General features: G+C 71.3%; 16 protein-coding genes, 4 tRNA genes, 1 other RNA gene and 2 pseudogenes. 10 read left to right on the plus strand and 13 right to left on the minus strand.

What is annotated here, in order from left to right; genetic code table 11:
• Nucleotides 1–34: 34 nt before the first annotated feature.
• The 4 genes from ACZ66S_RS17640 to purS form a co-directional block, all read right to left on the minus strand.
• Nucleotides 35–829, minus strand: coding sequence for a maleylpyruvate isomerase family mycothiol-dependent enzyme (locus ACZ66S_RS17640; protein WP_469902444.1), 795 nt, complete (start codon nucleotides 827–829; stop codon nucleotides 35–37).
• A 519-nt stretch (nucleotides 830–1,348) separates the two neighbouring features.
• Complete coding sequence (purL, locus tag ACZ66S_RS17645; protein ID WP_469902445.1) at nucleotides 1,349–3,607, minus strand: phosphoribosylformylglycinamidine synthase subunit PurL; 2,259 nt, start codon at nucleotides 3,605–3,607, stop codon at nucleotides 1,349–1,351.
• Nucleotides 3,604–4,284, minus strand: a complete 681-nt coding sequence (gene purQ / locus ACZ66S_RS17650) for a phosphoribosylformylglycinamidine synthase subunit PurQ (RefSeq protein ID WP_469902446.1) — start codon at nucleotides 4,282–4,284, stop codon at nucleotides 3,604–3,606. The genes purL and purQ overlap by 4 nt, the downstream gene beginning before the upstream one ends.
• Nucleotides 4,281–4,544 (minus strand): phosphoribosylformylglycinamidine synthase subunit PurS, encoded by a 264-nt coding sequence (gene purS / locus ACZ66S_RS17655; protein ID WP_003999970.1) that lies wholly within the window; start codon nucleotides 4,542–4,544, stop codon nucleotides 4,281–4,283. Before purS ends, purQ begins: the two co-directional genes overlap by 4 nt.
• Nucleotides 4,545–4,868: 324 nt before the next feature.
• Here purS and ACZ66S_RS17660 point away from each other — a divergent pair, with 324 nt between their 5' ends.
• The 8 genes from ACZ66S_RS17660 (at nucleotide 4,869) to ACZ66S_RS17695 (ending at nucleotide 9,318) form a co-directional block, all read left to right on the plus strand.
• Nucleotides 4,869–5,186 carry a histone-like nucleoid-structuring protein Lsr2 gene (locus ACZ66S_RS17660; protein ID WP_037722176.1) on the plus strand — a complete coding sequence of 106 codons (318 nt, stop codon included), beginning with the start codon at nucleotides 4,869–4,871 and terminating at the stop codon, nucleotides 5,184–5,186.
• Nucleotides 5,187–5,310: 124 nt separating this feature from the next.
• Nucleotides 5,311–5,382, plus strand: a tRNA-Gly gene (locus ACZ66S_RS17665).
• 80 nt (nucleotides 5,383–5,462) lie between these two features.
• Nucleotides 5,463–5,535, plus strand: a tRNA-Gly gene (locus ACZ66S_RS17670).
• 139 nt (nucleotides 5,536–5,674) lie between these two features.
• Entirely contained in the window at nucleotides 5,675–6,613 is a 939-nt protein-coding gene (locus ACZ66S_RS17675) for an ABC transporter ATP-binding protein (RefSeq protein ID WP_469902447.1), read from the plus strand.
• On the plus strand, nucleotides 6,610–7,383 hold the full coding sequence (locus ACZ66S_RS17680) for an ABC transporter permease (RefSeq protein ID WP_469902448.1): 774 nt from the start codon (nucleotides 6,610–6,612) through the stop codon (nucleotides 7,381–7,383). Before ACZ66S_RS17675 ends, ACZ66S_RS17680 begins: the two co-directional genes overlap by 4 nt.
• A gap of 14 nt (nucleotides 7,384–7,397) precedes the next feature.
• Entirely contained in the window at nucleotides 7,398–8,612 is a 1,215-nt protein-coding gene (locus ACZ66S_RS17685) for a sensor histidine kinase (RefSeq protein ID WP_469902449.1), read from the plus strand.
• Nucleotides 8,609–9,223 (plus strand): response regulator, encoded by a 615-nt coding sequence (locus tag ACZ66S_RS17690; RefSeq protein ID WP_469902450.1) that lies wholly within the window; start codon nucleotides 8,609–8,611, stop codon nucleotides 9,221–9,223. Before ACZ66S_RS17685 ends, ACZ66S_RS17690 begins: the two co-directional genes overlap by 4 nt.
• A gap of 22 nt (nucleotides 9,224–9,245) precedes the next feature.
• Nucleotides 9,246–9,318: transfer RNA gene (locus tag ACZ66S_RS17695), tRNA-Gly, on the plus strand.
• 44 nt (nucleotides 9,319–9,362) lie between these two features.
• On the opposite strand, the gene ACZ66S_RS17700 is transcribed toward ACZ66S_RS17695, so the two are convergent.
• The 6 genes from ACZ66S_RS17700 to ffs all read right to left on the minus strand — a co-directional run bounded on the left by ACZ66S_RS17700 (nucleotide 9,363) and on the right by ffs (nucleotide 18,705).
• A complete protein-coding gene (locus ACZ66S_RS17700; protein WP_469902451.1) occupies nucleotides 9,363–10,262 on the minus strand; it encodes a phosphoribosylaminoimidazolesuccinocarboxamide synthase in 900 nt (299 codons plus the stop codon).
• A 104-nt stretch (nucleotides 10,263–10,366) separates the two neighbouring features.
• The gene (locus tag ACZ66S_RS17705) at nucleotides 10,367–11,905 is read right to left on the minus strand and encodes a N,N-dimethylformamidase beta subunit family domain-containing protein (RefSeq protein ID WP_469902452.1); all 1,539 of its coding nucleotides are present in this window, start codon (nucleotides 11,903–11,905) and stop codon (nucleotides 10,367–10,369) included.
• Between the two features lie 263 nt (nucleotides 11,906–12,168).
• Entirely contained in the window at nucleotides 12,169–14,505 is a 2,337-nt protein-coding gene (locus ACZ66S_RS17710; protein WP_469902453.1) for a M48 family metalloprotease, read from the minus strand.
• Between the two features lie 302 nt (nucleotides 14,506–14,807).
• Nucleotides 14,808–16,061 (minus strand): phosphoribosylamine--glycine ligase, encoded by a 1,254-nt coding sequence (gene purD, locus ACZ66S_RS17715; protein WP_469902454.1) that lies wholly within the window; start codon nucleotides 16,059–16,061, stop codon nucleotides 14,808–14,810.
• 105 nt (nucleotides 16,062–16,166) lie between these two features.
• Nucleotides 16,167–18,548, minus strand: coding sequence for a DNA polymerase III subunit gamma and tau (locus ACZ66S_RS17720; protein ID WP_469902455.1), 2,382 nt, complete (start codon nucleotides 18,546–18,548; stop codon nucleotides 16,167–16,169).
• Nucleotides 18,549–18,610: 62 nt separating this feature from the next.
• Nucleotides 18,611–18,705, minus strand: an RNA gene (gene ffs, locus ACZ66S_RS17725) — signal recognition particle sRNA small type.
• Nucleotides 18,706–18,778: 73 nt separating this feature from the next.
• Here ffs and ACZ66S_RS17730 point away from each other — a divergent pair.
• A tRNA-Ser gene (locus tag ACZ66S_RS17730) sits at nucleotides 18,779–18,866 on the plus strand.
• Between the two features lie 61 nt (nucleotides 18,867–18,927).
• On the opposite strand, the pseudogene ACZ66S_RS17735 reads toward ACZ66S_RS17730, so the two are convergent.
• Nucleotides 18,928–19,082 (minus strand): annotated as a pseudogene (locus tag ACZ66S_RS17735) (DUF4287 domain-containing protein); the annotation flags it as partial.
• A gap of 213 nt (nucleotides 19,083–19,295) precedes the next feature.
• Between ACZ66S_RS17735 and ACZ66S_RS17740 the strand changes: the two are divergent.
• The gene (locus tag ACZ66S_RS17740) at nucleotides 19,296–23,258 is read left to right on the plus strand and encodes a hypothetical protein (RefSeq protein ID WP_469902456.1); all 3,963 of its coding nucleotides are present in this window, start codon (nucleotides 19,296–19,298) and stop codon (nucleotides 23,256–23,258) included.
• A gap of 358 nt (nucleotides 23,259–23,616) precedes the next feature.
• Here ACZ66S_RS17740 and ACZ66S_RS17745 read toward each other — a convergent pair.
• Together ACZ66S_RS17745 and ACZ66S_RS17750 are read right to left on the minus strand one after the other, a co-directional pair.
• Nucleotides 23,617–23,709: pseudogene (locus ACZ66S_RS17745) on the minus strand (haloacid dehalogenase); the annotation flags it as partial.
• A gap of 470 nt (nucleotides 23,710–24,179) precedes the next feature.
• Nucleotides 24,180–24,611 carry a DUF7144 family membrane protein gene (locus ACZ66S_RS17750; protein WP_469902457.1) on the minus strand — a complete coding sequence of 144 codons (432 nt, stop codon included), beginning with the start codon at nucleotides 24,609–24,611 and terminating at the stop codon, nucleotides 24,180–24,182.
• Between the last annotated feature and the right edge of the window lie 38 nt (nucleotides 24,612–24,649).

Consider the following 24,649-nt stretch of genomic DNA (forward strand, 5'->3'; position numbering starts at 1 on the left):
CGGGTCTGTTACCAGTCCGTTGTCATGTTCGCCGTCACCCCATGATCGGCAGCAGACCGCCCAGGTCCGCCCGCTCCCCGCTGGCGCTGACCTTCGCCGCGTCGAGCGCGTCCTTCCAGGTCAGGCGGCCGGTGGCAAGCCTGATCCAGGTCAGCGGATCGGTCTCGACGACGTTCGGCGGGGTGCCCCTGGTGTGCTTGGGACCCTCGACGCACTGCACGACGGCGAACGGCGGGATCCGCACCTCGGTGGAGCCGCCGGGCGCCTTGAAGGCGAGGGCGTCGGCGAGGAGGCGGGTGCAGGCGGCGAGCGCCTGGCGGTCGTGGGGGATGTCGAGGCCGGGGACGGCGGCGTTCAGGTCGTCGGTGTGCACGACGAGCTCGACGGTCCGGGTGACCAGGTAGTCGGACAGGGTCATGGCCCCGGTGCGGGCGGCGAGGACACGTGAGCCGGGGGCGGTCAGCGCGTCGAGGAACCGCTCCTCGGTACGGGCGTACAGCGCGTCGAGGTCCGGGTGGGCGGCGGCCAGCTCCCGGGTGCCGTCGGAGATGTCACCGGCCCGGGCGGCGGTGGCGAAGGGCCAGTCGAGGAGGGTGAGTTCGGGGGCCGGCGGTTCGTCGCGGGCGAGGTTCCGGCTGACCGTCTCCACGGCCATGGTGATGTGCGCGGCCAGCTCCCGCACGGTCCAGTCCGCCAGCCGGGTCTCCAGGGCGAGCTGCTCGGGGGTGAGGGCGGCCACGGCCTCCCGCACGTGCCCGAACTGGTTCGTCAGAGCCGCACGGATCTTGACGGAGTCGTACGCGCGAGCGCGCTTCTTGGCCGGGGGCATGCCGGTGAGCCTAGTCGGCACGGCGGACGGAGGAGGGGGTGGAGGGCGACGGCGGCGGCGGGCGGAGGAGGGGGTGGATACCGAGGGTGACGGCAAGCGAAGGAGGGCGATGGCGGCAGGTGGTGACCCAGACGGAGCGGGACGGGCAGGCCGGCGGGGCCGCCATGTGAGGAAGGCGCGCAGTCCAGCGGTGACCGCGGGCGAAGCGGGACGCGGAGACCGGCGAGGACCCGGAAGCCGGCGGTCACCACCGGCGAACCAGGACGCACAGACCGGCGGTCACGCCAGCCGGAGGAGGACCCGGAAGCCGACGGTGACCACGGGCGAAGCAGGACGCACAGACCGGCGGTGACGCCAGGCGCAGGAGGACGCGGAAGCCGGCGGTCACCGCGGACGAAGCGGGACGCGCGGACCAGCGGTGACCGCAGGCCAAGCAGGGCGCGCGGATCGGCGGTGGCGGTATGCGAAGGCCCCGCCCGGGGCAATCGGGGGCGGGGCCTTGCGAGTCGTACGGGTTGGCTACTTCAGGAGGGCCGGGATCGTGTCCTCGTGTGCCGTCCGCAGTTCCTCCAGGGACAGCTCGAACTCGCCCTGGAGCTCGACCGAGTCGCCGTCGACGACACCGATGCGGGTGACGGGCAGACCCCGCGCGCCGCACATGTCGTTGAAACGGACCTCCTCGGAGCGGGGGACGGCCACGACCGCGCGGCCGGCCGACTCCGAGAACAGCAGGGTGAAAGCGTCCAGACCGTCCGGGACGATCAGGCGGGCGCCCTTCCCGCCGAGCAGGGCCGACTCCACGACCGCCTGGATCAGGCCGCCGTCGGAGAGGTCGTGCGCGGAGTCGATCATGCCGTCGCGGCTGGCGGAGATCAGGATCTCGGCCAGCAGCCGCTCGCGCTCCAGGTCGACCTTGGGCGGCAGACCGCCGAGGTGGTCGTGGACGACCTGCGACCAGGCCGAGCCGCCGAACTCCTCACGGGTGTCGCCGAGGAGGTACAGGAGCTGGCCCTCCTCCTGGAACGCGACCGGGGTGCGGCGGGCCACGTCGTCGATGACGCCGAGCACGGCCACGACCGGGGTCGGGTGGATGGCCACCTCGCCGGTCTGGTTGTAGAGGGAGACGTTGCCGCCGGTGACCGGGGTGCCCAACTGCTGGCAGGCGTCGGCCAGTCCGCGGATGGCCTCCGCGAACTGCCACATGACGGCCGGGTCCTCGGGCGAACCGAAGTTCAGGCAGTCGGAGACGGCGAGCGGCTTGGCGCCGGTCGTGGCGACATTGCGGTACGCCTCCGAGAGCGCCAACTGGGCGCCCGCGTACGGGTCGAGCTTGGCGTAGCGGCCGTTGCCGTCGGTCGCGATGGCGACACCGAGGCCGGTCTCCTCGTCGATGCGGATCATGCCGGAGTCCTCCGGCTGGGCCAGCACGGTGTTGCCCTGCACGAAGTGGTCGTACTGCGAGGTGATCCACTTCTTGGATGCCTGGTTCGGGGAGGAGACCAACTTCAGGACCTGGTCCCGCAGTTCCTCGCCCGAGGCCGGCCGGGGCAGTTGGTTCGCGTCGTCCGCCTGGAGCTCGTCCTGCCAGGACGGGCGGGCGTACGGGCGCTCGTAGACCGGGCCGTCGTGCGCGACCGTGCGCGGGTCGACGTCGACGATCTTGCCGCCGTGCCAGTAGATCTCCAGCCGGTCGCCGTCGGTGACCTCACCGATGACGGTGGCGATGACGTCCCACTTGTCGCAGATCTCCAGGAACCGGTCGACCTTCTCCGGCTCCACCACCGCGCACATGCGCTCCTGCGACTCGCTCATGAGGATCTCCTCGGGCGAGAGCGTCGAGTCGCGCAGCGGTACGTCGTCCAGGCTCACGCGCATGCCGCCGGAGCCGTTGGAGGCGAGCTCGGAGGTGGCGCAGGACAGACCGGCGGCGCCGAGGTCCTGGATGCCGACGACCAGTTGCTCCTTGAACGCCTCCAGGGTGCACTCGATGAGCAGCTTCTCCTGGAAGGGGTCACCGACCTGCACCGCCGGACGCTTCGACGGCTTGGCGTCGTCGAAGGTCTCGGAGGCCAGGATCGACGCGCCGCCGATGCCGTCGCCGCCGGTACGGGCCCCGTACAGGATGACCTTGTTGCCCGCGCCGGACGCCTTCGCGAGGTGGATGTCCTCGTGCCGCATCACACCGATGGCACCGGCGTTGACCAGCGGGTTGCCCTGGTAGCAGGCGTCGAAGACGACCTCGCCGCCGATGTTCGGCAGGCCCAGGCAGTTGCCGTAGCCGCCGATGCCGGCGACGACACCCGGCAGCACGCGCTTGGTGTCCGGGTGGTCGGCCGCGCCGAAGCGCAGCGGGTCGACGACCGCGACCGGGCGGGCGCCCATCGCGATGATGTCGCGCACGATGCCGCCGACGCCGGTGGCCGCGCCCTGGTAGGGCTCGACGTAGGAGGGGTGGTTGTGGGACTCGACCTTGAAGGTCACGGCGTAGCCCTGGCCGACGTCCACCACGCCCGCGTTCTCGCCGATGCCGACGAGCAGCGCGTCGGACTGCGGGGCCTTCTCGCCGAACTGGCGCAGGTGCACCTTCGACGACTTGTACGAGCAGTGCTCGGACCACATGACGGAGTACATGGCGAGCTCGGCACCGGTGGGCCGGCGCCCGAGGATCTCGACGACCCTCTCGAACTCGTCCTTCTTCAGACCGAGTTCGGCCCAGGGCAGCTCGACGTCGGGGGTCGCGGCCGCGTGCTCGACCGTGTCCAGAGGCGTCCGGCTCATGCGTTGACCAGCTTCTTGAGGATCGAGGTGAAGAAGGGGAGGCCGTCGGTGCGGCCGGTGCCGATGAGCGGCTCCACGGCGTGCTCCGGGTGCGGCATCAGGCCCACGACGTTGCCGGCCTCGTTGGTGACGCCGGCGATGTCCCGCTGGGAGCCGTTGGGGTTGAAGTCGAGGTACCGGAAGGCGACCCGGCCCTCGGCCTCCAGCCGGTCGAGCGTGTGCTCGTCGGCGACGTACTGCCCGTCGTTGTTCTTCAGCGGGATGTGGATCTCCTGGCCGGCCGAGTAGTCGGTGGTCCAGGCGGTCTGCGCGTTCTCCACCCGCAGCTTCTGGTCGCGGCAGATGAAGTGCAGGTGGTCGTTGCGCAGCATCGTGCCGGGCAGCAGGTGTGCCTCGGTGAGGATCTGGAAGCCGTTGCAGATGCCGAGGACCGGCAGTCCCGCCTTCGCCTGCTCGATGAGGGGCTCCATCACCGGCGAGAAACGGGCGATGGCACCGGCGCGCAGATAGTCGCCGTAGGAGAAGCCTCCGCACAGCACCACGGCGTCGACCTGGTGGAGGTTCTTGTCCTTGTGCCAGAGGGCGACCGGTTCGGCACCCGCGAGGCGGATCGCGCGCTGGGTGTCCCGGTCGTCGAGGCTGCCCGGGAAAGTGACGACGCCAATACGAGCGGTCACTTCACGGCCTCCGCGACTTCCTCCACCTTGACGGTGAAGTCCTCGATCACGGTGTTGGCGAGGAAGGATTCCGCAAGATCGTGGATGCGGGCGAGCGCGGCCTCGTCGACCGGGCCGTCAACTTCCAGTTCGAATCGCTTTCCCTGACGTACGTCGGAGATGCCTTCGAAACCCAGTCGCGGCAGTGCGCGCTGCACCGCCTGGCCCTGGGGGTCGAGGATCTCCGGCTTGAGCATGACGTCGACTACGACGCGTGCCACTGGCACTCCCGGTGGTGTGGTGCTGAGCAGGTTCCTTCAGACTACCCGCACAAAATTTCTACGCGCGTTGAGTTGTAGGAATCTACGTGACGGCCATCACGAGGCATCGCGGACGTGGGCGGTCGCGAAAATTTCCGGGAAAGATCTCAGATCGACACCCGATACCTATTGCGCCCACCCGTCTCCCACCACCACCCTCAATCGAAGTCGCTTCCGCTCCCCCTTGATTTTGGACACGCGGAAGGATTTAGTCGAGCTTCACAATGCATTGTCGGGCACTGTACAAATGAATTGGCAACGTGCCGTACGAAGGGACCGATATTCGTGGCGCAGAAGGTCGTGGTCACTCTCTTTGACGACATCGACGGCTCGGAAGCGGCGGAAACGATCGCCTTCGGACTCGACGGCAAGTCGTACGAGATCGACCTGAATCAAGCCAATGCCAAGAAACTGCGTAAGGCGCTCGAGCCCTACGTGGAGGCCGGCCGCAAGCGGTCCAGGTCGGGCAAGGCGTACAAGCAGACCGAGGTCGCTCCCGACCCGGCGGCGGTCCGGGCCTGGGCCCAGGCCAACAAGATGGACGTCCCCGCCCGCGGACGCATCCCCAAGAAGGTCTACGAGGCGTTCGCCGAGGCCCAGTAGGAGCCCCTCGACAGCGGGTCACCCGCCCCTCGGGACAACCGACTTGCGTTGCACCCCACCCGGTCGGCTAGAGTCTGGAGCACGCCGAGGGGCGAGGCCGAAAGGCCCAGCTCACGGAGTACATGCGGGTGTAGTTCAGTAGTAGAACATCCCCCTTCCAGGGGGAAGGCGCAGTGTGCAATTCCTGTCACCCGCTCTGCACCGCCGGTCTGGCCACTCTTGTGGATCAGGTAGGCTGGTGCTCGCGCCGATCGGTGAGAGCCGGTCGGATGCAATGCGGACGTAGCTCAGTTGGTAGAGCGCAACCTTGCCAAGGTTGAGGTCGCGAGTTCGAGCCTCGTCGTCCGCTCTGAATCAAGCCCTCCGGTTTCTGCCGGGGGGCTTTTTCATGTCCGCCGACAGACTTCCGTCGGCCGACTGACATTTGTCATACGGAGTGGTGACAGCGCGCACTGCTGTCGGCCCCGCTCCGCCGGGACGCTGGCTCCATGGACACCGACGAACACGAACACGTGATTGAGGTCACCGACCTGCGGCGTGTGTACGGGGGCGGGTTCGAGGCCGTACGCGGAATCAGCTTCTCCGTGGCCCGCGGAGAGGTCTTCGCCCTGCTCGGCACCAACGGCGCCGGAAAGACCTCCACCGTCGAACTGCTGGAGGGACTCGCCCCGCCGACCGGCGGACGCATCCGCGTCCTCGGACACGACCCGTACACCGAGCGGGCCGCCGTACGTGCGCGCACCGGGGTGATGCTCCAGGAGGGCGGCTTCCCCTCCGAGCTGACCGTCGGCGAGACCGCGCGGATGTGGGCCGGCTGCGTCAGCGGGGCCCGGCCGCCGCTGGAGGTGCTGGAACTCGTCGGGCTCGCCCGGCGGACCGGCGTACGCGTCAAGCAGTTGTCCGGGGGCGAGCGGCGGCGCCTGGACCTGGCGCTCGCGCTGCTCGGCGACCCCGAGGTGCTGTTCCTGGACGAGCCGACGACCGGCCTCGACGCCGAAGGGCGCCGGGACACCTGGGAGTTGGTGCGGGCACTGCGCGACCGGGGCACGACCGTGCTGCTGACCACGCACTACCTGGAGGAGGCCGAGGACCTCGCCGGCCGCCTGGCCATCCTCCACGAGGGGCGGATCGCGGTCACGGGAACGCCGGCCGAGGTGACGGCCGCCCAGCCGGCGCGGATCTCCTTCGAGCTGCCGGACGGGTACTTCCTGGGAGACCTGCCACCGCTCGCCGAACTCGGGGTGTGCGGGCACCAGCTCGACGGGACCGTCGTACGGCTGCGGACGCGGGAGTTGCAGCGGGCGGCCACCGGGCTGCTGGTGTGGGCCGAGCGGGCCGGGGTCGAACTGCGGCGGCTCGATGTGCGGTCCGCCTCGCTGGAGGAGGCGTTCCTCGGGATCGCCGCCCGTGAGGAGGTCTCGGCATGAGCACGGTCACCACCCCTGCGAGCCGCCTCGGCGCCCTCGCCCGCGCCGAGTTCACCCTGCTCGGACGCAGCAGGGCCACGCTCGTCGCCGCCGTCCTGGTGCCGCTCGCGCTGCCGTTCAGCCTGCGGCCCGTCGTGGACGACATGGACGTCCAGGAGGCCGGGCTGAGCGTCGGCCTGGTGCTGCTGCCGGCCGCGGTCGGCTTCGCCCTGCTGTTCGGCGTGTACGGCGCCCTCGTCGGGACCTACACCGCACGGCGCGAGGAGCTGGTGCTCAAGCGGCTGCGCACCGGTGAGCTGCGCGACGCCGAGATCCTCTGCGGGACCGCGCTGCCGATCTCCGCGACCGGGCTCACCCAGTCCCTGGTGCTGGTCGGCGCGAGCGCCGCGCTGCTCGACGTACCGGCGCCGCGCGCACCCCATCTCGCCGTCTTGGGACTGCTGTTGGGGCTGGTGATGTGCGCGGCGCTCGCGGCGGTCACCGCGGCCGTGACCCGGACCGTGGAGAGCGCGCAGGTCACCACGCTGCCGTTCGTGATGGTCTCGATGGTCCTCTCGGGCGTCACCGTGCCTTTGGAGCTGCTGCCCGACACGTTCGCGTCGGTGTGCGAGCTGCTGCCCCTGTCCCCCGTGATCACCCTGGTCCGCGGCGGCTGGGCGGGCACGCTCTCCGGCTACGAGGCCCTGGGCGCCCTCGGTACCGCGCTGGCCTGGACCGTGCTGGCCGTGTTTGCTGTACAGCGGTGGTTCCGGTGGGAGCCGAGGCGCTGAGGTACGGGGAGAGCATGCGCGAGGCAGGAGGCTGGTGGCGGCGCAAGAGCACGCCGGCGAAGGTGGAGACGTACACCCGCTGGTCGTTCCACTTCTTCGCGCTGATCGAGATCACCGCGGTCGGGCTGCCCCTGTTCGGTGCGATGCCGGGCTGGCTGACCGCCTTGCTGCTGGTGATGCTGGGCGGGCACGCCGTGACCTGCGCGGTGGCCGCGTCGCGGGCGCTGGACTGGACTCGCGGCAGCCGTGAGCAGCCCGTCCACATGCTGTGGACACTCGCCGCGGTCACCGCCGCGGTCGCCGTGGCGGCCATCGCGATCACCGAGCACGGGCCGGGCGGGGACGACGTCGACACCGCGGCCGGCGGGATCTTCGCGGTCGTGCTGATCTTCGGTGGCGGGGTGATCGCGCTCGGGGTGCGCGACCGGAGGCGGGTCTTCGCCCTCGTCGCGGGGTTCGCGGCGGGCGCGGGGGTCATCGCCTTCCCGCTGGGGCTGCCCGGCGCGGCGACCCTGGCGACGATGGTGGCCGTCCTGCTCGGTGCCGGGTTCCTCGCCTTCACCTCCGTCTTCTCGGTGTGGCTGCTCAACGCCGTCTACGAGCTCGACGAGGCCCGCGAGACCCGCGCCCGGCTCGCCGTCGCCGAGGAACGGCTGCGCTTCGGACGGGACCTGCACGACGTCGTGGGGCGCAACCTCGCCGTGATCGCGCTCAAGAGCGAACTGGCCGTGCAGCTCGCACGCCGGGGACGCGACGAGGCCGTGGACCAGATGACCGAGGTGCAGCGGATCGCGAGCGAGACCCAGCGCGAGGTACGGGATGTCGTACGGGGCTACCGGGAGGCCGATCTCGGGATCGAACTCACCGGAGCACGAGGGGTGCTGACCGCCGCCGGCATCGACTGCGAGGTCACCGGGGACCCGGACGGCCTGCCCGCCGAGGTGCAGTCGGCGCTCGGCTGGGTGGTCCGGGAGGCCACCACGAACGTGCTCCGGCACGGGGACGCCAAGCGGTGCACGGTGGCCGTGGGGAGGGAGGAGGACCGGGTGGTGCTGACCGTGGAGAACGACGGCGTCCTGAGAACGTCGGGCACCGGCGGATCCGGACTCGCCGGGCTGCGGGAGCGGCTCGCGGCGGTGGCCGGGACGCTGGAGGCGGGACCGGTGCCGGACGGGGTGTTCCGGCTGGTGGCGGAGGTGCCGCTGGTGGCGGCGGAGGGAGTCGCGTGAGCGGGAGCGTGCGGGTACTGCTCGCCGACGACGAACATCTGATCCGGGGCGCGCTCGCCGCGCTGCTCTCCCTGGAGGACGACCTGGCGATCGTGGCGGAGGCGGCCACCGGGCCCGAGGCGCTGGCGATGGCACGCGCGCACGGGCCCGACGTCGCCGTACTGGATCTCCGGATGCCCGGCGCGGACGGTGTGAAGGTCGCCACATTCCTGCGTACCGAGCTGCCCTCGTGCAAGGTGCTGATCGTCACCAGCCACGGCCGGCCGGGGCATCTCAAGCGGGCCCTGGAGGCCGGGGTGCGGGGGTTCGTCCCCAAGACCGTGAGCGCGCAGCGGCTCGCGGAGATCATCCGCACGGTGCACGCGGGAAACCGTTACGTCGACCCCGAGTTGGCCGCCGACGCGATCTCCGCCGGGGACTCGCCGCTGACCGCGCGGGAGGCCGAGGTGCTGGAACTCGCCGCCGACGGGGCGCCCGTCGCGGAGATCGCCGAACGGGCCGCGCTGTCGCAGGGGACCGTACGGAACTACCTGTCGTCGGCCGTCTCCAAACTCGGGGCCGAGAACCGGCACGCGGCCGTGCGGCTCGCCCGGGAGCGAGGTTGGGTATAGTGGTTCTCGCGCCACGGCGCATGCGAACGTAGCTCAGTTGGTAGAGCGCAACCTTGCCAAGGTTGAGGTCGCGAGTTCGAACCTCGTCGTTCGCTCTGTATCGGCAAAGGCCCCCGGTTCCCACCGGGGGCCTTTCGCGTTACGCCCAGCTCGTGCCCGTCAGCCGCTCGAACGCCTCGATGTACTTGGCGCGGGTGCGGTCCACGACCTCCTGCGGCAGCGGCGGCGGAGGCTGCTCGCTCCTGCGGTCCCAGCCTGACTCCGCCGAGGTCAGCCAGTCGCGCACGAACTGCTTGTCGTACGACGGCTGCGCGCGGCCCGGCTGCCACTGGTCGGCCGGCCAGAAGCGGGAGGAGTCCGGGGTGAGGACCTCGTCCGCGATGACCAGGGTCTGCCCGTCGAAGCCGAACTCGAACTTGGTGTCCGCGAGGATGATCCCGCGGTCCCGGGCGATGTCCCGGCCCCGCGCGTACACCGCGAGGGTCGCCTGGCGCAGGCGGGCGGCGGTGTCCGCGCCGACCTGGCGGGCCACCTCCTCGTAGGAGACGTTCTCGTCGTGGTCGCCGACGGCGGCCTTGGTCGCCGGGGTGAAGATCGGGGCGGGCAGCTCGCTGCCGTCGACCAGGCCCTCGGGCAGGGCGAGGCCGCAGACCGTGCGGGAGTCGTTGTACTCCAGCAGTCCGGAGCCGGTGAGATAGCCGCGGGCGACCGCCTCCACGGGGACCATCTGCAGCGACTTGCACACCAGGGTGCGGCCGGCCCAGTCGGCGGGGGCCCCGTCCGGCACGTCCGTGCTCAGCACGTGGTTCGGCAGCAGGTCGGCGATCTGGTCGAACCACCACAGCGACAACTGGGTGAGGACGCGGCCCTTGTCGGGGATCTCGGTCGGCAGCACCCAGTCGAAGGCGGAGATGCGGTCACTGGCGACCATCACGAGGTCGCCCGCCTCGTTCTGGTACAGCTCGCGCACCTTGCCGGTGTGCAGGTGCACCAGGCCCGGAACCTGAAGCGGCTCGGGCTTTTCTACGAATCCGGACACGGTTCCTCCCCGTGGGTATGTCCAACGGGTCGATTGTCCCGTACAGGCGGCTGACCTTGGACTTGGGGTGTGCTGCGGGTATCGGACGGGTGCTCCGCCCGGGCTCAGTCACGCTTGCAGATACGGTCCAGAAGGTTGGCGGTGGCGCGCTGGACACGGGTGTCGACATGGCCCGGGCGGTCCAGTGCCGGCGACCAGGCGAAGGTGCCGGCGGCGAAGACCAGGGCCCCTGAGGGGGCGCGGTAGAGGGACGTCTCCTGGTGGCGGAGGGCGCCCTCGCTGTCGGCGTAGGGCGAGTGGGCGAGCAGGATGCGGTCGTCGTGGTCGGGGAGCGGGGCGCGCGGGAAGTAGCGGTCGGCCTCACCCGCCACCAGACCGGCGAGTTCGTCGCCCTCCTGGGCGCCGGTCGCCTCCCACAGCCAGTGTCCGGCGTTGCGGACGATCAGGGGGTGCGGCTCGGGTACCCGTCCCGCGTACTGGATGCCGACCAACTGCTGCTCCGGGCGATCGACTTCCCGCCAGAGCGCCGGCTTTCCCGGCCCTCTGCGTTTCCGGCAGGTGAGCAGGCGGTCGGGGACGCCGGACGGTGAGGGGCCCAACTCGACCTGCCAGTACATGGTGTTGGCGGACAGGAAGACCAGGGAGGTGCCGCTGTCCCTGGCCCGCTCGACCGTACGGCGCATGGCCGTCGACCAGTACTCGTCGTGGCCGGGGAAGACCAGGCCTCGGTAGCGGGTGGGGTCGAGGTGGCCCGCGTGCAGGTCGCGGGCGTCGGCGTAGGCGAGGTCGTAGCCGTAGCGCTCGGCGAAGCGGATGAAGTCGTAGGCGTGGCCCACGTGCAGCGGCAGGCCCGCGCCAGCGTACGGCCGGTCGAAGGAGACCGTGGTCGCGGCGTCGGCCTCGCCGAGGAGCCGGCCCTGCTCGTCCCAGGCGTGGTAGAGGCTGGCGCCGGTGCGGCCGTCCTCCGGGTAGAGGTTGTACGCCTGCCATGTCACGTCGGGCAGCAGGAGCAGTAAGTCCGCGGGGTGGTTGTCACGCACCGTGAAGGGGATGTGCGAACGGTAGCCGTCGGCGGTGGTGAGCACGGCCACATACGCCCCGATGCTCCAGTACGACGGGATCTGGAGCCGCCAGGACAGCCACCAGTGGTGGCAGGAGACCGTGCGGTCCGCGGTCAGCGGCGGGGGCTGCACGATGCCGGAGAGGCGGGGGCTGGTGGTGATCTTCGCCGCGCCGTCGCCGCCGTAGTGGCCGATGCGGTAGACGTCGACGCCGAACTCCTGCGGCGGGTCGACGGTGATGTGGAAGTCGACGGCCTCACCGGGGGCGACCGCGCCGGTCGAGGTGAAGCCCTTGATCTGGCGGCGGACGTCGTCGGCGGAGCGGGGGCCGCCGCCGGGGGCGCTGCCGGGGGCGCTGCGCGGGGAGGGGACGGGGACGCGGGGGGCGCCTGCCTTCGGGGTGTGGGCGGGGTCCGTCTCGACGTACCAGGGGACCACCTGGCCGGTGTCGTCGAAGTACGTCTCGCTGCCGCGCAGCCAGGGGACGGGGCCCTGGCCGAAGGGGTCCGTCACGGCGTGCGCGAGTGCGCCCGACTCCCAGCGGCGGATGTGCGCCGGTCCTGGTCCTGGTCCTGGCCCCATGGTCGCTCCCCTCCCTCGTGCCCCCGTCGTTCGTCCTGCGCGGTGCGGTGCTGTCGGTGGTGCGGTGGTTTCGGTGGTGCGATGGTTTCAGTGGTGCGGCGGTGTGGGGCGTATCGCTTGTGGTTGCGGGTGTGTCGTGCGCCTGTCCTATGGCGAACGCCCTTGCCATGTGCGCGATCGGTCCCAGCACATCACATTCCGCACTCAGCCTGTCACTATTCGTTGCGAATTGGCCGAAAGTGGAACCGGGTATTCCGTCTCCGTCAGACGAGCCGGACCGGCTTCTCGGGGCGTATCCCCGACTTGACCAGCCAGGCGCGCAGCGGGGCCGGGTCGCCGTCCTCCACGAGGCTCAGGACGCGCGGGGCGAGGTCCGCGGCACGTTCGCCGTTGATCAGAAGGGACGGGCCGTCGAGCCAGTCCAGGCCCGGGGTGGCGCCGGCGGTGTCGATCGCGGCGCAACAGACCATCGCGGTGACGTGGTCGGTGAGGAGCTCGCGGGCACTGCGAGGAGGTTGGAGCGGGAAGAGTGGCAGCGCGGTGTCGTCCCAGGGGGCGGCGTCGGGAGCGGTGCCGGGATGGGGGGCGGCGGCTTCCTCGCGGGCGAGCTCGGCGGTGAGGGCGGCGGCGAGGGTCTCTGCTTCGCCTTCTCGGCTGTCGTCTGGGGGGTGGGGGGCGGTGTCGTCGTCGAGGACGGGGGCATCGTCGGGGGCGGTGTCGTCGTCGAGGACGGGGGCGGCGTCACCGTGGGGCGCGGGAGCGGTGTCTTCTGTGGCCGGGCTGTGGTGCGCGACCGTAGGCGTGGGGGCCTGAGGCGTGGCCGCCGTGGCTGTGGCCGGTGACTCTGCAGCCGAGGCGGCAGCGCGGTCCACGGCTGTGGGGTGGGGGTGGGGGTGTGAGGTCGGGTCGGTGATCGTGTGCTCGGCGGGAGTGGTGAGGGTCTGCTCGGAGGGTGCGGTGACGGTCTTCTCAGGAGACCCGGCGACCCTGTGCTCAGCGGGGCCGTTGTCGGTTCGCTGGGCGGACTCGGCGACCGTCTGCTCAGCAGACTCGGCGACCTCGTGCCCAGCGGGTGCGGCGGCGGTGCGCTCAGCCGGCTCGACGACCATCTGCTCAGGAGCCCCGGCGACCTCGCGCCCAGCGGGTCCGGCGGCGGTTCGCTCAGCAGACCCGGTGACCCCGTGCCCAGCAGGTCCGGCATCGGCTCGCTCAGCAGACCCGGTGACCATCCGCTCGCCAGACCCGGTGACCGTCTCCGCCGTGGCGCCGTCGGCCCCCTCCACACCTAGGGGCTGGGCTGCGGGGATCGTCGGCTGGGGGCAGGTCAGGTGGGTCAGGACGCGGGAGAGGGTGGGGGCGTCGGATTCCGGTGCGGTGGTTTCCGGGGTGCGGCGGACGCCCTGCGCGTCGAGGACTCGGTGGAGGCGGGCCGCGTCCAGGCGCCACTTGCGGTCCACGACCTCTTCCGGATACTCCTGCCAGTCGACCGGGGACCAGTCCGGACCGGTCTCCGCGGGGCCGCCGTGGAAGAGACGGGCCGCGAGCAGGGAGGCGGCCTCGTCGATCGCGCCGGGCTCTTCGAGCAGGTCGCACGCGGGGCGCTCACCCAGCCGGGAGGCGAAACCCTCGGCCAGACGGTCCCGGCGCGACAGCTCAGTGAGGGCGGCCACCACTCCCGCGTCCAGCCGGGAGGGCCAGCGGCCCATCCGCCAGGCGGGCAGCGCGACCCGGGTCAGCAGCCGGTCCCAGCCCGCGTACGCCAGGCCCACCTGTTCCTGGGCCACGATCCGGAGGCCGTAGTCCACCGCCTGGGCGCGCTCGGCGGCCGCGGCGGCGACCCCGCGCTCCATCTGGGTCGCGTGCTCACGGCAGCTCCGCAGGAGCAGGCGGGCCACCCAGGCGACGCCCGCGCACATCACGCGGGTGAGCGGACAGCGGCCGGGGACGGAGCCGACGGCCACCGCCGCGTCCAGACCGCGGACGAAACGGCGGGCCGCCGCTATGTCGGGGTGGGCCGAGGGGCCCGTACCGGCGACGACGGGGGCGAGGACCGCGCGCAGTTCGCCCACGCGCATCCACCACAGGAAGGGCGAGCCGATGACCAGCACCGGTGCGGCCGGGGCACCGCGGTGGGAGCCGCGCACACCCGCGATCTCGTCCTCCCGGCCCTCCTGCGGGGGCGGGCCATGGGCGGGGTGGGTGCGGTCCTCCAGCCAACTGTCGCAGTCCGGGGTGAGCGCTATGGCGGAGGGAGCGGGGACGTCCAGGCGGTCGGCGAGGTCGCGCACCATGCGGTACAGGTCGGGCGCGGACTCCTCGGCGATCGCGACGGTCGGGCTGACGGCGGGACGGGCGCGGGCGATCACCAGGGCGACGGCCCCGGCGGCGAGCAGCACCACGGCCCCGAGCACGCACATGACCAGACGGGCGGTGTCCCAGAACCCGCCCACGAGATGGTCGGTGGAACCTCCGGCAAGCAGCACCACGGCCACCGCCGCGGGCAGCAGCGCCACGGCCAGCGCACGGCTGCGGATGCGCAGCACGGCGAGGGCCCGGGAGCGCGCAGCCTGCGCGCCCGCCTCCACACCGATACCGGTCATGACCGGACCTCACCCCCTCCCTGCCGTCCTGAATGCCGGGCTGTCCTGGCGTTGCTCACTCCCCCACTGTGGCACCCGCCACTGACATCGCAATGCCGGTGGGCCAAGTGCCGGACCGCTTGCGCGGCACCCTAGTTGGGCCCCGGGCCCCCGTCAGCCGTATGCGGTCGCGGTCACTCGATGGAATGGCTTTGGGGAAAGGTGGATGACGGACAGCAAAGATCAGGCCCCGGATCCTAAGACGGATCCGGGGCCTGCCGGGTTGTTCGGGGGCGGGGGTTTCGCCCCGGTTTCCGGGCCTGTCAGGCTTCGGACGCCGCCTTCGCCGCGATGTCCGTCCGGTGCTGGGAACCGTCGAGCCGGATACGGCCCACGGCCCGGTACGCGCGCTCGCGGGCCTCGGTGAGGTCCTTGCCGGACGCCGTGACCGACAGGACGCGGCCGCCGGCGCTGACGACGGCGTCGCCGTCCCGCTTGGTGCCGGCGTGCAGCACGTACGCGTGCGGGGCGTCCTCGGCGGCGACCTCGTCGAGGCCGGTGATCGGGTCGCCGGTGCGCGGGGTGGCCGGGTAGTTGTGGGAGGCGACGACCACGGTGACCGCGGCGTCCTCGCTCCAGCGCAGGGGCGGCAGGTCCTCGAGGTTGCCGCTCGCGGCGGCGAGCAGGACACCGGCCAGCGGGGTCTTGAGGCGCGCCAGGACGACCTGGGTCTCGGGGTCGCCGAAACGGGCGTTGAACTCGATGACCCGTACACCGCGGGACGTGATCGCGAGACCGGCGTACAGCAGGCCGGAGAAGGGGGTGCCCCGGCGCCGCATCTCGTCGACGGTCGGCTGCAGAACCGTCTGCATGACCTCGTCCACCAGCTTCGGGTCGGCCCAGGGCAGCGGGGAGTACGCGCCCATGCCGCCGGTGTTCGGGCCCTCGTCGCCGTCGAGGGCGCGCTTGAAGTCCTGGGCGGGCTGGAGCGGGAGGACGGTGTCGCCGTCGGTGACGGCGAACAGGGAGACCTCGGGGCCGTCGAGGAACTCCTCGATGACGACCCGCTCGCAGGCGTTGGCGTGGGCCTTCGCGGCCTCGAGGTCGCTGGTCACGACGACGCCCTTGCCGGCGGCGAGACCGTCGTCCTTGACGACGTACGGGGCGCCGAAGGCGTCGAGGGCCTCGGCGACCTCCTCGGGGTTCGTGCAGACGTAGGAGCGCGCGGTGGGTACTCCGGCCGCGGCCATGACGTCCTTGGCGAAGGCCTTCGAGCCCTCGAGCTGCGCGGCCTCCCCGGACGGGCCGAAGACCGGGATGCCCGCCTCGCGCACGGCGTCGGCGACCCCCGCGACGAGCGGGGCCTCCGGGCCTACGACGACCAGGTCGACGCCGAGTCGCTGCGCGAGCGTGGCCACCGCCCCGCCGTCGAGGGCGTCGACGGGGTGCAGCTCGGCGACCTCGGCGATGCCGGCGTTGCCGGGCGCGCAGTGCAGTGCGCTGACGTCGGGGTCGAGGGACAGGGAGCGGCACAGGGCGTGTTCGCGGGCGCCGTTACCGATGACGAGGACCTTCACGGGGGTCAGCCTAACGGCCTTTTTGTGCCAGGTTCCCAAGGGATGCGGGCTGCGGAGTCGTAGATTCCTCCAAGGTGAGGGGCCTGGCCGGGCCCTCCACCGCCCCTATTCGTTGGTGATCTCCTCGACCACGGTCGCCCCGAGTTCCCGAACGATCAGTTCGCGGCCGGAGAGCGCCGACTCGTTGAGGTCGGGGTCGTCGTCCTCGGGGATGTCGTCCTCGATGGAGACGGGCGGGGGTTCCGGCGCGGACCGCTGCGGGGCGGGGGCCGGTGCCGGCGTGGGGGTGGAGGGTGCGGCCGGAGCGGGCGACGGCTGCGGGGACGGCGGTGCCTGGGAGGCGGGGGCGCCGTAGCCACCGGTGCCACCGCTGCCGTATCCGCCGGTGCTGCCGTATCCGGCGGTACTGCCGCCGCCGTAGCCACCGCCGCCGGCGTTGAAGCCGCCGGACGCCGGGGGTGCCGCGCCGCCGCCCGAGGGGTCGAGGACGGCCTCGATCTTCCACTGGACGCTGAACTGCTCGGACAGCGCCTGCCGCAGCACCTCCTCGCTGCCGCTGCTCGCGAAGTTGTCGCGGGCGCCGGCATTGACGAAGCCGAGCTGGAGGGTGGTGCCGTCGAAGCCGGCCACCTGGGCGTTCTGGCTGAGCAGGATCCAGGTGAAGCGGCGGCGGTTCTTGACCGCTTCCAGGATGTTGGGCCAGAGCTGACGCGGGTCGAGACCACCGGTCGGCGGGGCGTAGGCGGCCGGGCCGGGTGCGGAGGCCGGGGCGGCCGCGGGTGCGGGCTGGACCGGTGCCTGGGCGGCCGCGGGGCGGGGTGCCGTGGGTGCCTGGGGCTGACCGCCGCCCGCCGGGGCAGCGGTGGGCCAGCCACCGGGACGCCGGCCACCGCCGGCGGGGGCTGCGGTGGGCCAGGCGCCGGGGGCGGGGTTGGCCGGCTGCTGTTCGGGATGACCGGCGGCGGGCTGGCCGACCGGCGCGCCAGGGGCCTGAACCACGGGGGAGGCCGGCGCCGGACCTGCGGAGGGTCCCGAGGCACCTGGGGGCGGACCGACGGGTGCGGCCGGGGCGGCGGGTGCCGGATCGGCCGCAGCACCGGGGAATCCCCCTTGACCGGCCGGTCCGGCCGGTCCCCCTGCCCCTCCCTGCGCGCGGACCGCCGCCCGGGCCGCGGCCGGACCACCGCCGGGCGACACCGGAGCCGAGGGCGGAACCGCGGCCGCCGAGGGCGGGACTGCGGCCGGCGAGGGGCCCGGGACGGCTGCCCCGTGCGCCTCCGGGCCCGGGACGTACCCCATCGCGGGGGCGCCGGCACCGGCCGAGAAGTTCACGCCCCGCTCGATGCGGTCGAGGCGGGCCATGACCGAGCGCTCGTCGCCGTAAGCGGCGGGGAGCAGCACGCGCGCGCAGATCAGTTCGAGCTGGAGACGGGGCGAGTTGGCGCCGCGCATCTCCGTGAGGCCTTCGTTGACGAGGTCGGCGGCGCGGCTGAGCTCGGCCGCGCCGAAGGTGCCGGCCTGGGCCTGCATACGCTCGATGACGTCGGCGGGGGCGTCGATGAGCCCCTTCTCGGCGGCGTCGGGAACGGCCGCGAGGATGACCAGGTCCCGCAGCCGCTCCAGCAGGTCGGCGACGAAACGGCGCGGGTCGTTGCCCCCCTCGATGACACGGTCGACGACCTCGAAGGCGGCGGCGCCGTCACCGGTGGCGAAGGCCTCGACGACGGAGTCGAGCAGGGAGCCGTCGGTGTAGCCGAGGAGGGAGGTGGCCATGGCATACGTCACACCCTCCTCGCGCGCGCCGGCGAGGAGCTGGTCCATGACGGACATGGAGTCACGGACGGAACCCTGACCGGCCCGCACGACGAGCGGGAGCACCCCGTCCTCGACGGGGATGTTCTCCTTGCCGCACACCTCGCCGAGGTACTCCCGCAGGGTGCCGGGCGGTACGAGGCGGAAGGGGTAGTGGTGGGTCCGCGACCGGATCGTCCCGATGACCTTCTCGGGCTCGGTGGTGGCGAAGATGAACTTGAGGTGCTCCGGGGGCTCCTCGACGACCTTCAGCAGGGCGTTGAAGCCGGCCGACGTGACCATGTGGGCCTCGTCGATGATGTAGATCTTGTACCGGCTGCTCGCCGGGCCGAAGAACGCCTTCTCGCGCAGCTCACGGGCGTCGTCCACACCACCGTGGGAGGCCGCGTCGATCTCGATGACGTCGATGGAACCCGGGCCGTTCCTCGCGAGGTCCTGGCAGGACTGGCACTCGCCGCAGGGGGTGGGGGTGGGCCCCTGCTCGCAGTTCAGGCACCTGGCGAGGATGCGCGCGCTGGTCGTCTTGCCGCATCCGCGCGGACCGCTGAACAGGTACGCGTGATTGACCCGGTTGTTCCGCAGCGCCTGCTGCAGCGGGTCGGTGACATGCTCCTGCCCGATGACCTCGGCGAAGGACTCCGGGCGGTAGCGGCGGTACAACGCGAGAGACGACACGCATACGAGGTTATAGGCGCCCACTGACAACCCGACCCCGCGCGGGCTCCCGGCCCGGGAACGCAGACGCCCCCCACGCACCCGCCAGAGCCGACCTACCCTTGCTGCCTTCCGGCCCTGGGGGAGTTCAGTCAGATAGCGCCGCGTGAGGGGCTGCCCAAACAGTACCCGATGCCAGCGGGTGGGAACGAGTTCGCGAGCACTCCTCAACGTCTTGTATTGTTTGCCGCGGAGGATTCGCCTAGAGGCCTAGGGCGCACGCTTGGAAAGCGTGTTGGGGGCAACCCCTCACGAGTTCGAATCTCGTATCCTCCGCCAGTGCCTCACCGGGCACGATGTCGAAGGGCCCCACCGTTCGCGGTGGGGCCCTTCGACGTTTGGCGTGGCCGTAGCCCAGGCCGTGTTCCGTCGTGAGCCAGGTGCCCAGTCCATGTGCTCGGTCAGGGGCGAGGCGCGGATGAGGTCCTTCCACTCCGCGATCGGTCGGCCGTACTTCTTCTCGATCGAGGGGAAGTAGCTCGCGGGGCCCTTCACGGGTTCGGCCGTGGCTGCGTTCCCGTTCGTCTGCGGCGTGGTGGTGCTGCCTGTACGACCTGGACCGAGGCGCGAATACATCGGCCGGGAAGGCCTGATCCACGCCCCAGTAAAGATCGAACGTCTGTCCTTGCCCCTCGTTAGAATTCGCTCGCCCCAAGAGCCCTCGTGAGCACCACAGGGACGGGGCCTGCGCTTTCCAGGGGGGAACGCATGCTTCACACGTCCATCAGGGAACAACGCCGAAGACGACACGCGTCCAGGGGGGCCACTTCGCTTCTCGCGCTGATCGTCGCCGTCCTGGCCTCGTTCACCGCACAGACCGGCACGGCTTCCGCCGTGGCCGTGCCGACCCCGAAGACCACGGCCGCGACCTCCGGGCCCGCGACACCGAAGTCACCAGAGTCACCGAAGTCACCGGAGAAGAAGGCGGCTCCCGAGGCGCTGCACGCCACCGCCGCGCGCGAGATCGGCCGTAGCGACGCGGCCGACACCTGCTCCGGGGCGATTGAGTCGGGAACGGTCTACACCTGCTCCGCCGGGCCCGAGGGGGGCGCGAGCTTCACCTTCGCCCTGCCGAACCCCGACGACCTGGTGTTCCTCCAGGTCGTCTCCACCGATGACCAGCCCCAGTACCCGACGCTCACCGCACCGGACGGTTCGACGGTCACCTGCGACCGGCCCGACGGCGCGTACGGGGCGGCACGGTGTCCGACGAGCCGGGCCGGTACGTACACCGTGCAGGCCGGGGTCGCGCCGAGTGGCTTCTCGGTGTCGTACACAGCTCTGCTGTCCGGCACTTCCTGCACCGCGGTCTCCGAGGACGACACCGCCCTCGGGGCGCCGAAGTCCCTCGCCGACACGCTTACCGCCGGGTCCGCCGGCCACTGCTTCGGCCTGCCGTCCGCCGCCGGGGACGTTCTGCGGAGCCATCTGTCCGCGTGGCAGGTGACCGGGACCGTCTACGACGCCACCGGCACGGAGGTCTGCACGACCCGTGAGAACAACGCCACGGACTTCGACTGCACCCTCAAGGGCAACGCACCGTTCCGTGTGCTGACGAACCAGTCGTACGCGGCGAGCATGGACTACAGCCTCACGTCGGCCCGCCTCTCCGCTCCCGCCGGCTGCCCCACCGTCCAGCCGCTGGCCTACGGCACGGTCCCGGACGCCACGTCCACCGCGCGCTGCCGCGTCCTGCACGTACCCGCCTCCGGGCCCTATCTCTTCGACACCGTCGGCGACAGCGTCTCCGGGAGCCTCTACGCCACCGACGGCACGTCCCGCTGCACCCCCACGCTGCTCGCCCCCTGCACCCTGACCGCAGGTGATTACACCTGGGCACGCGACGGGCGCAGCAGCGCCCCGGCCGCCTTCGGGGTCCGGCTGTACGCGACGAACCTGACGCAGGGCTGCACCGCCGTGCGCGACGACGGCTTCGCCTCCGGCGCGGTGAAGGGTGCCTTCGGCGGACCGGGCGAGCAGCAGTGTCTGTCCCTCCCGACGGCCACCGGCCACGGCCTCTACCTGATCGACCGGACACCGGACGGCGGAGTCAACCCGAGCTACCGAGTGTTCGACGCCAAGGGCATCGCGCAGTGCGACAACGACGACTCCCCGGTGATCTGCAAGCTGACCGGGACCGCCCCGTTCCACGCGGTGCTCTCGGGCTCCGCCGCAGGTGAGTACCAGCTCGCCGTCCAGGACACCGGGAAGACCGCGGGCTGCACGGCCTGGCCGCAGTCGGCGTTCGACGGCACCTGGGGCGTGTCGGTTCCGCTCACCAGCACGACCCAGGCCGTGTGCCTGGGCATCGCCGCCGACCAGCACTCCACCGCCGAGATGTTCGACTACACGAACAACACCAACAGGGTCAACGCCGCGGTGCGGGTGTTCGACGGCGCCGGCAACGAGCTGTGCACCACTGTCGGCGGCTCCACGACCACCTGCCGGTTCACGGCCGGTGTCGGCTACACGGCCCTGCTGACGGGCACCGGCGCCTCGGACACGTACAAGCTGGTCCGCCGGGACATCTCTTCGACGGCGAAGTGCGCCGCTCCGGCCTCGCTCACCGTCGGTGGAGCCTCCACGTCCTTCACCCTCGACTCCGCACTGGACAGCCGGTGTCTGCGTGTCACTGCAGCGGCCACGGACAAGCTCTGGATGTCCGCGCGGACCCCGACCGCCGCCCGGAACACGGGCGTGGTGCTGAAGGTGGTCGACGCCTCGGGCACGAGCGTGTGCCGACAGTGGGGCGTCTCCTGCCGCGTCACCGGCTCGACCTCGTACATCGTCATCATCCTGGCCTCGGGGTACGACGAGACCCCCATTTCCGCACACGTCGACACCTGGCGCGTCGGCACCGCCTCGGGCTGGGCCCCGGAGTGCACGGCGAACAAGGTGTCCCCGCAGGGCTTTTCCGTGCGGAGCGGCATGTTCACCGAGTCCGCAACCGCGTACTGCGCCGTGATCCCCATGCAGCCGTCGCAGCGCTTCCAGGTGTACGGCACCCAGAGCAGCAGCACGGGCACCCCGTGGGTGAGCCTGCTGAGCACCACCCGCTTCGCCGGCGCGAGCGCCGACTACTCCTACCAGTGCAACGGTGACAACGCCGGTGTCTTCAGCTACTCCTGCCTCACCACCTCCAGCGCCTCCGCGGGCGACTACCTGATGCTGGTGAGCCCATACCAGGCGGACACTCCGGTCGAGTACTCCATGCAGGGTGTCTGCAAGAGCGGCTGCACCACTCAGCCGAAGTCGGCCGACGTCACCTCGCTGGGCCCGACGAGCGGACCTGCCGGGACGTCCAACCAGGTTGTGCTGCACGGCGCGAACCTGACCCTCGGCACCCAGGTGGAACTCCGGTCCGGGGACGACTCCCGCACCGCCGAGCCGGTCTCCGTCAGCGCCGATGGCACCACGCTCACCGTGCGGCTCGGTACGTACGACCTCCCTCCGGGCGCGTACGACCTGGTGATCGACAACGTCGGGTACACATCCGGCATCCCGTCACCCGGCTACCTTCCGGGCGCCTACACCGTCACCGCCGCACCGGCGGCGACCCACAACCGCCTCGTCCCGGTCTCGCCGACGCGCTTCCTGGACACCCGCAACGGCACCGGTGCCCCCAAGGCGCGGATCGGCGCGGGCGGAATCGTCGAGCTCAAGGTCGCCGGGACGCACGGTATCCCCGCCACCGGGGTCACCGCGGTCGTCATGAACGTCACCGCCGTCCGGCCCTCCGGCAACGGCCACGTCGACGTGTACCCCGCCGGTCAGCCGCTGCCGACCGTCTCCAGCGTCAACTACACGGCGCCGCAGACCATCGCCAACCTGGTGACGGTTCCCGTACGGAACGGATCGGTGGACCTGCGCAACAGTGCGGGCTCCGTCGACCTCCTCGCCGACGTCACGGGCTACTACGCGGAGGGGAGTTCAGGTTCGGCCTTGACGCCGGTCTCGCCGACGCGCTTCCTGGACACCCGCAACGGCACCGGTGCCCCCAAGGCGCGGATCGGCGCGGGCGGAATCGTCGAGCTCAAGGTCGCCGGGACGCACAGTATCCCCGCCACCGGGGTCACCGCCGTCGTCATGAACGTCACCGCCGTCCGGCCCACCACCGGGGGCTACATCACCGTGTACCCCGACGGCCAGTCGCTGCCGGCCGTATCCAACATCAACTTCCCCGCCGGCCGGACGATCCCCAACATGGTCGTCGTCCCGGTCGTGAACGGTTCGGTGGACCTGCGCAACAGTGCGGGCTCCGTCGACCTCCTCGCCGATGTCACGGGATACTTCTCCGCCACCGGTTCGACCTTCACCCCGGCGGGCCCGCTGCGGCTACTGGACACACGCAGCGGACTGGGTGCCCGGCCCGGAGCCGTCGCCCCGGGCGGTCTGGTCAGCCTCCCGGTCACCGGTACGGCCGGCGTCCCCTCCTCCGGGGTCACGGCAGTGGTGCTCAACGTGACGGTCACGGCGCCTTCGGCCGGGGGATATCTGACGGTCCACCCGCACGGTCTGCCGGAGCCCGGGGTCTCGAACCTCAACTTCGGCGCAGGGCAGACTATTTCCAACATGGTCGTGGTGCCGGTGGTAGACGGACGGGTCACCTTCGCCAACCACACCGGTTCGGTCCAGGTCATCGCCGACCTCGCCGGGTACTACAGCATCTGACCACCAGGTCGGGGGCGGGGCTCGCACCGCCCCCGACCGCTCCCTGTACACACCGAAACTGCCGCGCGCTCCGGCGAACGTCGGCCGGGCTGCGGTGTGCTCTCTGCTCGTGCGCTGATCCGGCGGGCGAGTGCGAGCGGGCCCACTGCGGCGAGGGCGCCCGCGGCGAGTGCCGTCCACCCTGAAGGCGCCCTGGTAGCGGCCGCGGGCGTGGACCGGGGCGAGGCCGGCGACGACCGAGGCGGCGATGCCGGCCGCGGAGTCCTCGCCCAGCGACCGGACGACCACCGACACCGCGAAGCGCGGTAGGCGTCGGCCCCACATCCGGAACGGATCATCCTCACCGAACCACTCCGCTTCCCGGCCGCGGCTCCTGGAACGTCTCCCGGTAACACCGCCCCTGCGCGATAACAGCCCCGAACATGGCCGCGAACGTATGCCGCGGTACCCCAGCCAGTCCGACATGCCCTTCTGCCGATCAAGCTCATGGGACGGGAGGCAATCGTCCCGCTTGCCGATGACTCGAATCGCCATCCTCGGCGGCCATGGAGATCGATTCCCTCCTCATCAAACACCCGCCTCCAGACTCGGAGTCAACCTGCCAGGCAGCACGAAACGCGATGCGTCAAGTGGGGCCTGCCCAGGCAGAACGCGACCGTCTCTGGTCTCACTCCCGGTCTCGTTCGCCCACGTTCAGGGCCGTTCAGAAGATCGCGTGCAGGGCGCTTCAGCGCAGTTCAGGACGTTCCTGATGTTCCGTGAACCTCTGGACGGAGACTTGGAAAGCGTGTTGGGGGCAACCCCTCACGAGTTCGAATCTCGTATCCTCCGCCAGTGCCTCACCGGGCACGATGTCGAAGGGCCCCACCGTTCGCGGTGGGGCCCTTCGTCGTTATGCGTCCCCGTTTCGTCGCCGGCGTTTCACCGACCGGAGTCCGCTCCGAGCTGGAATCTCGTCAGGGCGAAAATGATCATGAGGTCGAGTGCCATCACGGGGATGGCCCACAGCGGGTAGTACGGAACGAACATGAACTGGGTGATCAGGCTGATCCCGGCCGCCGCCGCACCGGCACCGCGACTCCAGCTCTTGTTGGTGACCACTCCCAGGCCGGCCACGGTGAGCGCCAGTCCGACCACGATGTGGATCCAGCCCCAAGCGGTCAGATCGAACCGATAGGCGTACTGGGACGCGGCGAACAGGTTGTCCCTCGCGATGCCGGACGCCCCCATGAGAATGCTGAGCGGTCCGCTGAGCAACATCACGGCCCCGGCGAACAGGGACGCGCCGCTGATTCCTTCGTTGCCGCCCGGCCTTCCGTACCCGCGCCGGGTCTCGCTCGGCATCGTTGCCATGGCTGCCACCTTCCTGTACCGCGCGATCACCGACGCAC

This window comes from Streptomyces sp. NPDC107471 (genome assembly GCF_055582845.1).

What these genes read in the sequence shown, in the direction of transcription:
- ACZ66S_RS17680 (WP_469902448.1), top strand. Translation starts at nt 6,610, where the DNA reads ATGAGCACGGTCACCACCCCTGCGAGCCGCCTCGGCGCCCTCGCCCGC.
- ACZ66S_RS17705 (WP_469902452.1), bottom strand. Translation starts at nt 11,905, where the DNA reads ATGGGGCCAGGACCAGGACCAGGACCGGCGCACATCCGCCGCTGGGAG.
- ACZ66S_RS17740 (WP_469902456.1), top strand. Translation starts at nt 19,296, where the DNA reads ATGCTTCACACGTCCATCAGGGAACAACGCCGAAGACGACACGCGTCC.
- ACZ66S_RS17640 (WP_469902444.1), bottom strand. Translation starts at nt 829, where the DNA reads ATGCCCCCGGCCAAGAAGCGCGCTCGCGCGTACGACTCCGTCAAGATC.
- ACZ66S_RS17710 (WP_469902453.1), bottom strand. Translation starts at nt 14,505, where the DNA reads ATGACCGGTATCGGTGTGGAGGCGGGCGCGCAGGCTGCGCGCTCCCGG.
- purL (WP_469902445.1), bottom strand. Translation starts at nt 3,607, where the DNA reads ATGAGCCGGACGCCTCTGGACACGGTCGAGCACGCGGCCGCGACCCCC.
- ACZ66S_RS17685 (WP_469902449.1), top strand. Translation starts at nt 7,398, where the DNA reads ATGCGCGAGGCAGGAGGCTGGTGGCGGCGCAAGAGCACGCCGGCGAAG.
- ACZ66S_RS17675 (WP_469902447.1), top strand. Translation starts at nt 5,675, where the DNA reads ATGGACACCGACGAACACGAACACGTGATTGAGGTCACCGACCTGCGG.
- ACZ66S_RS17750 (WP_469902457.1), bottom strand. Translation starts at nt 24,611, where the DNA reads ATGGCAACGATGCCGAGCGAGACCCGGCGCGGGTACGGAAGGCCGGGC.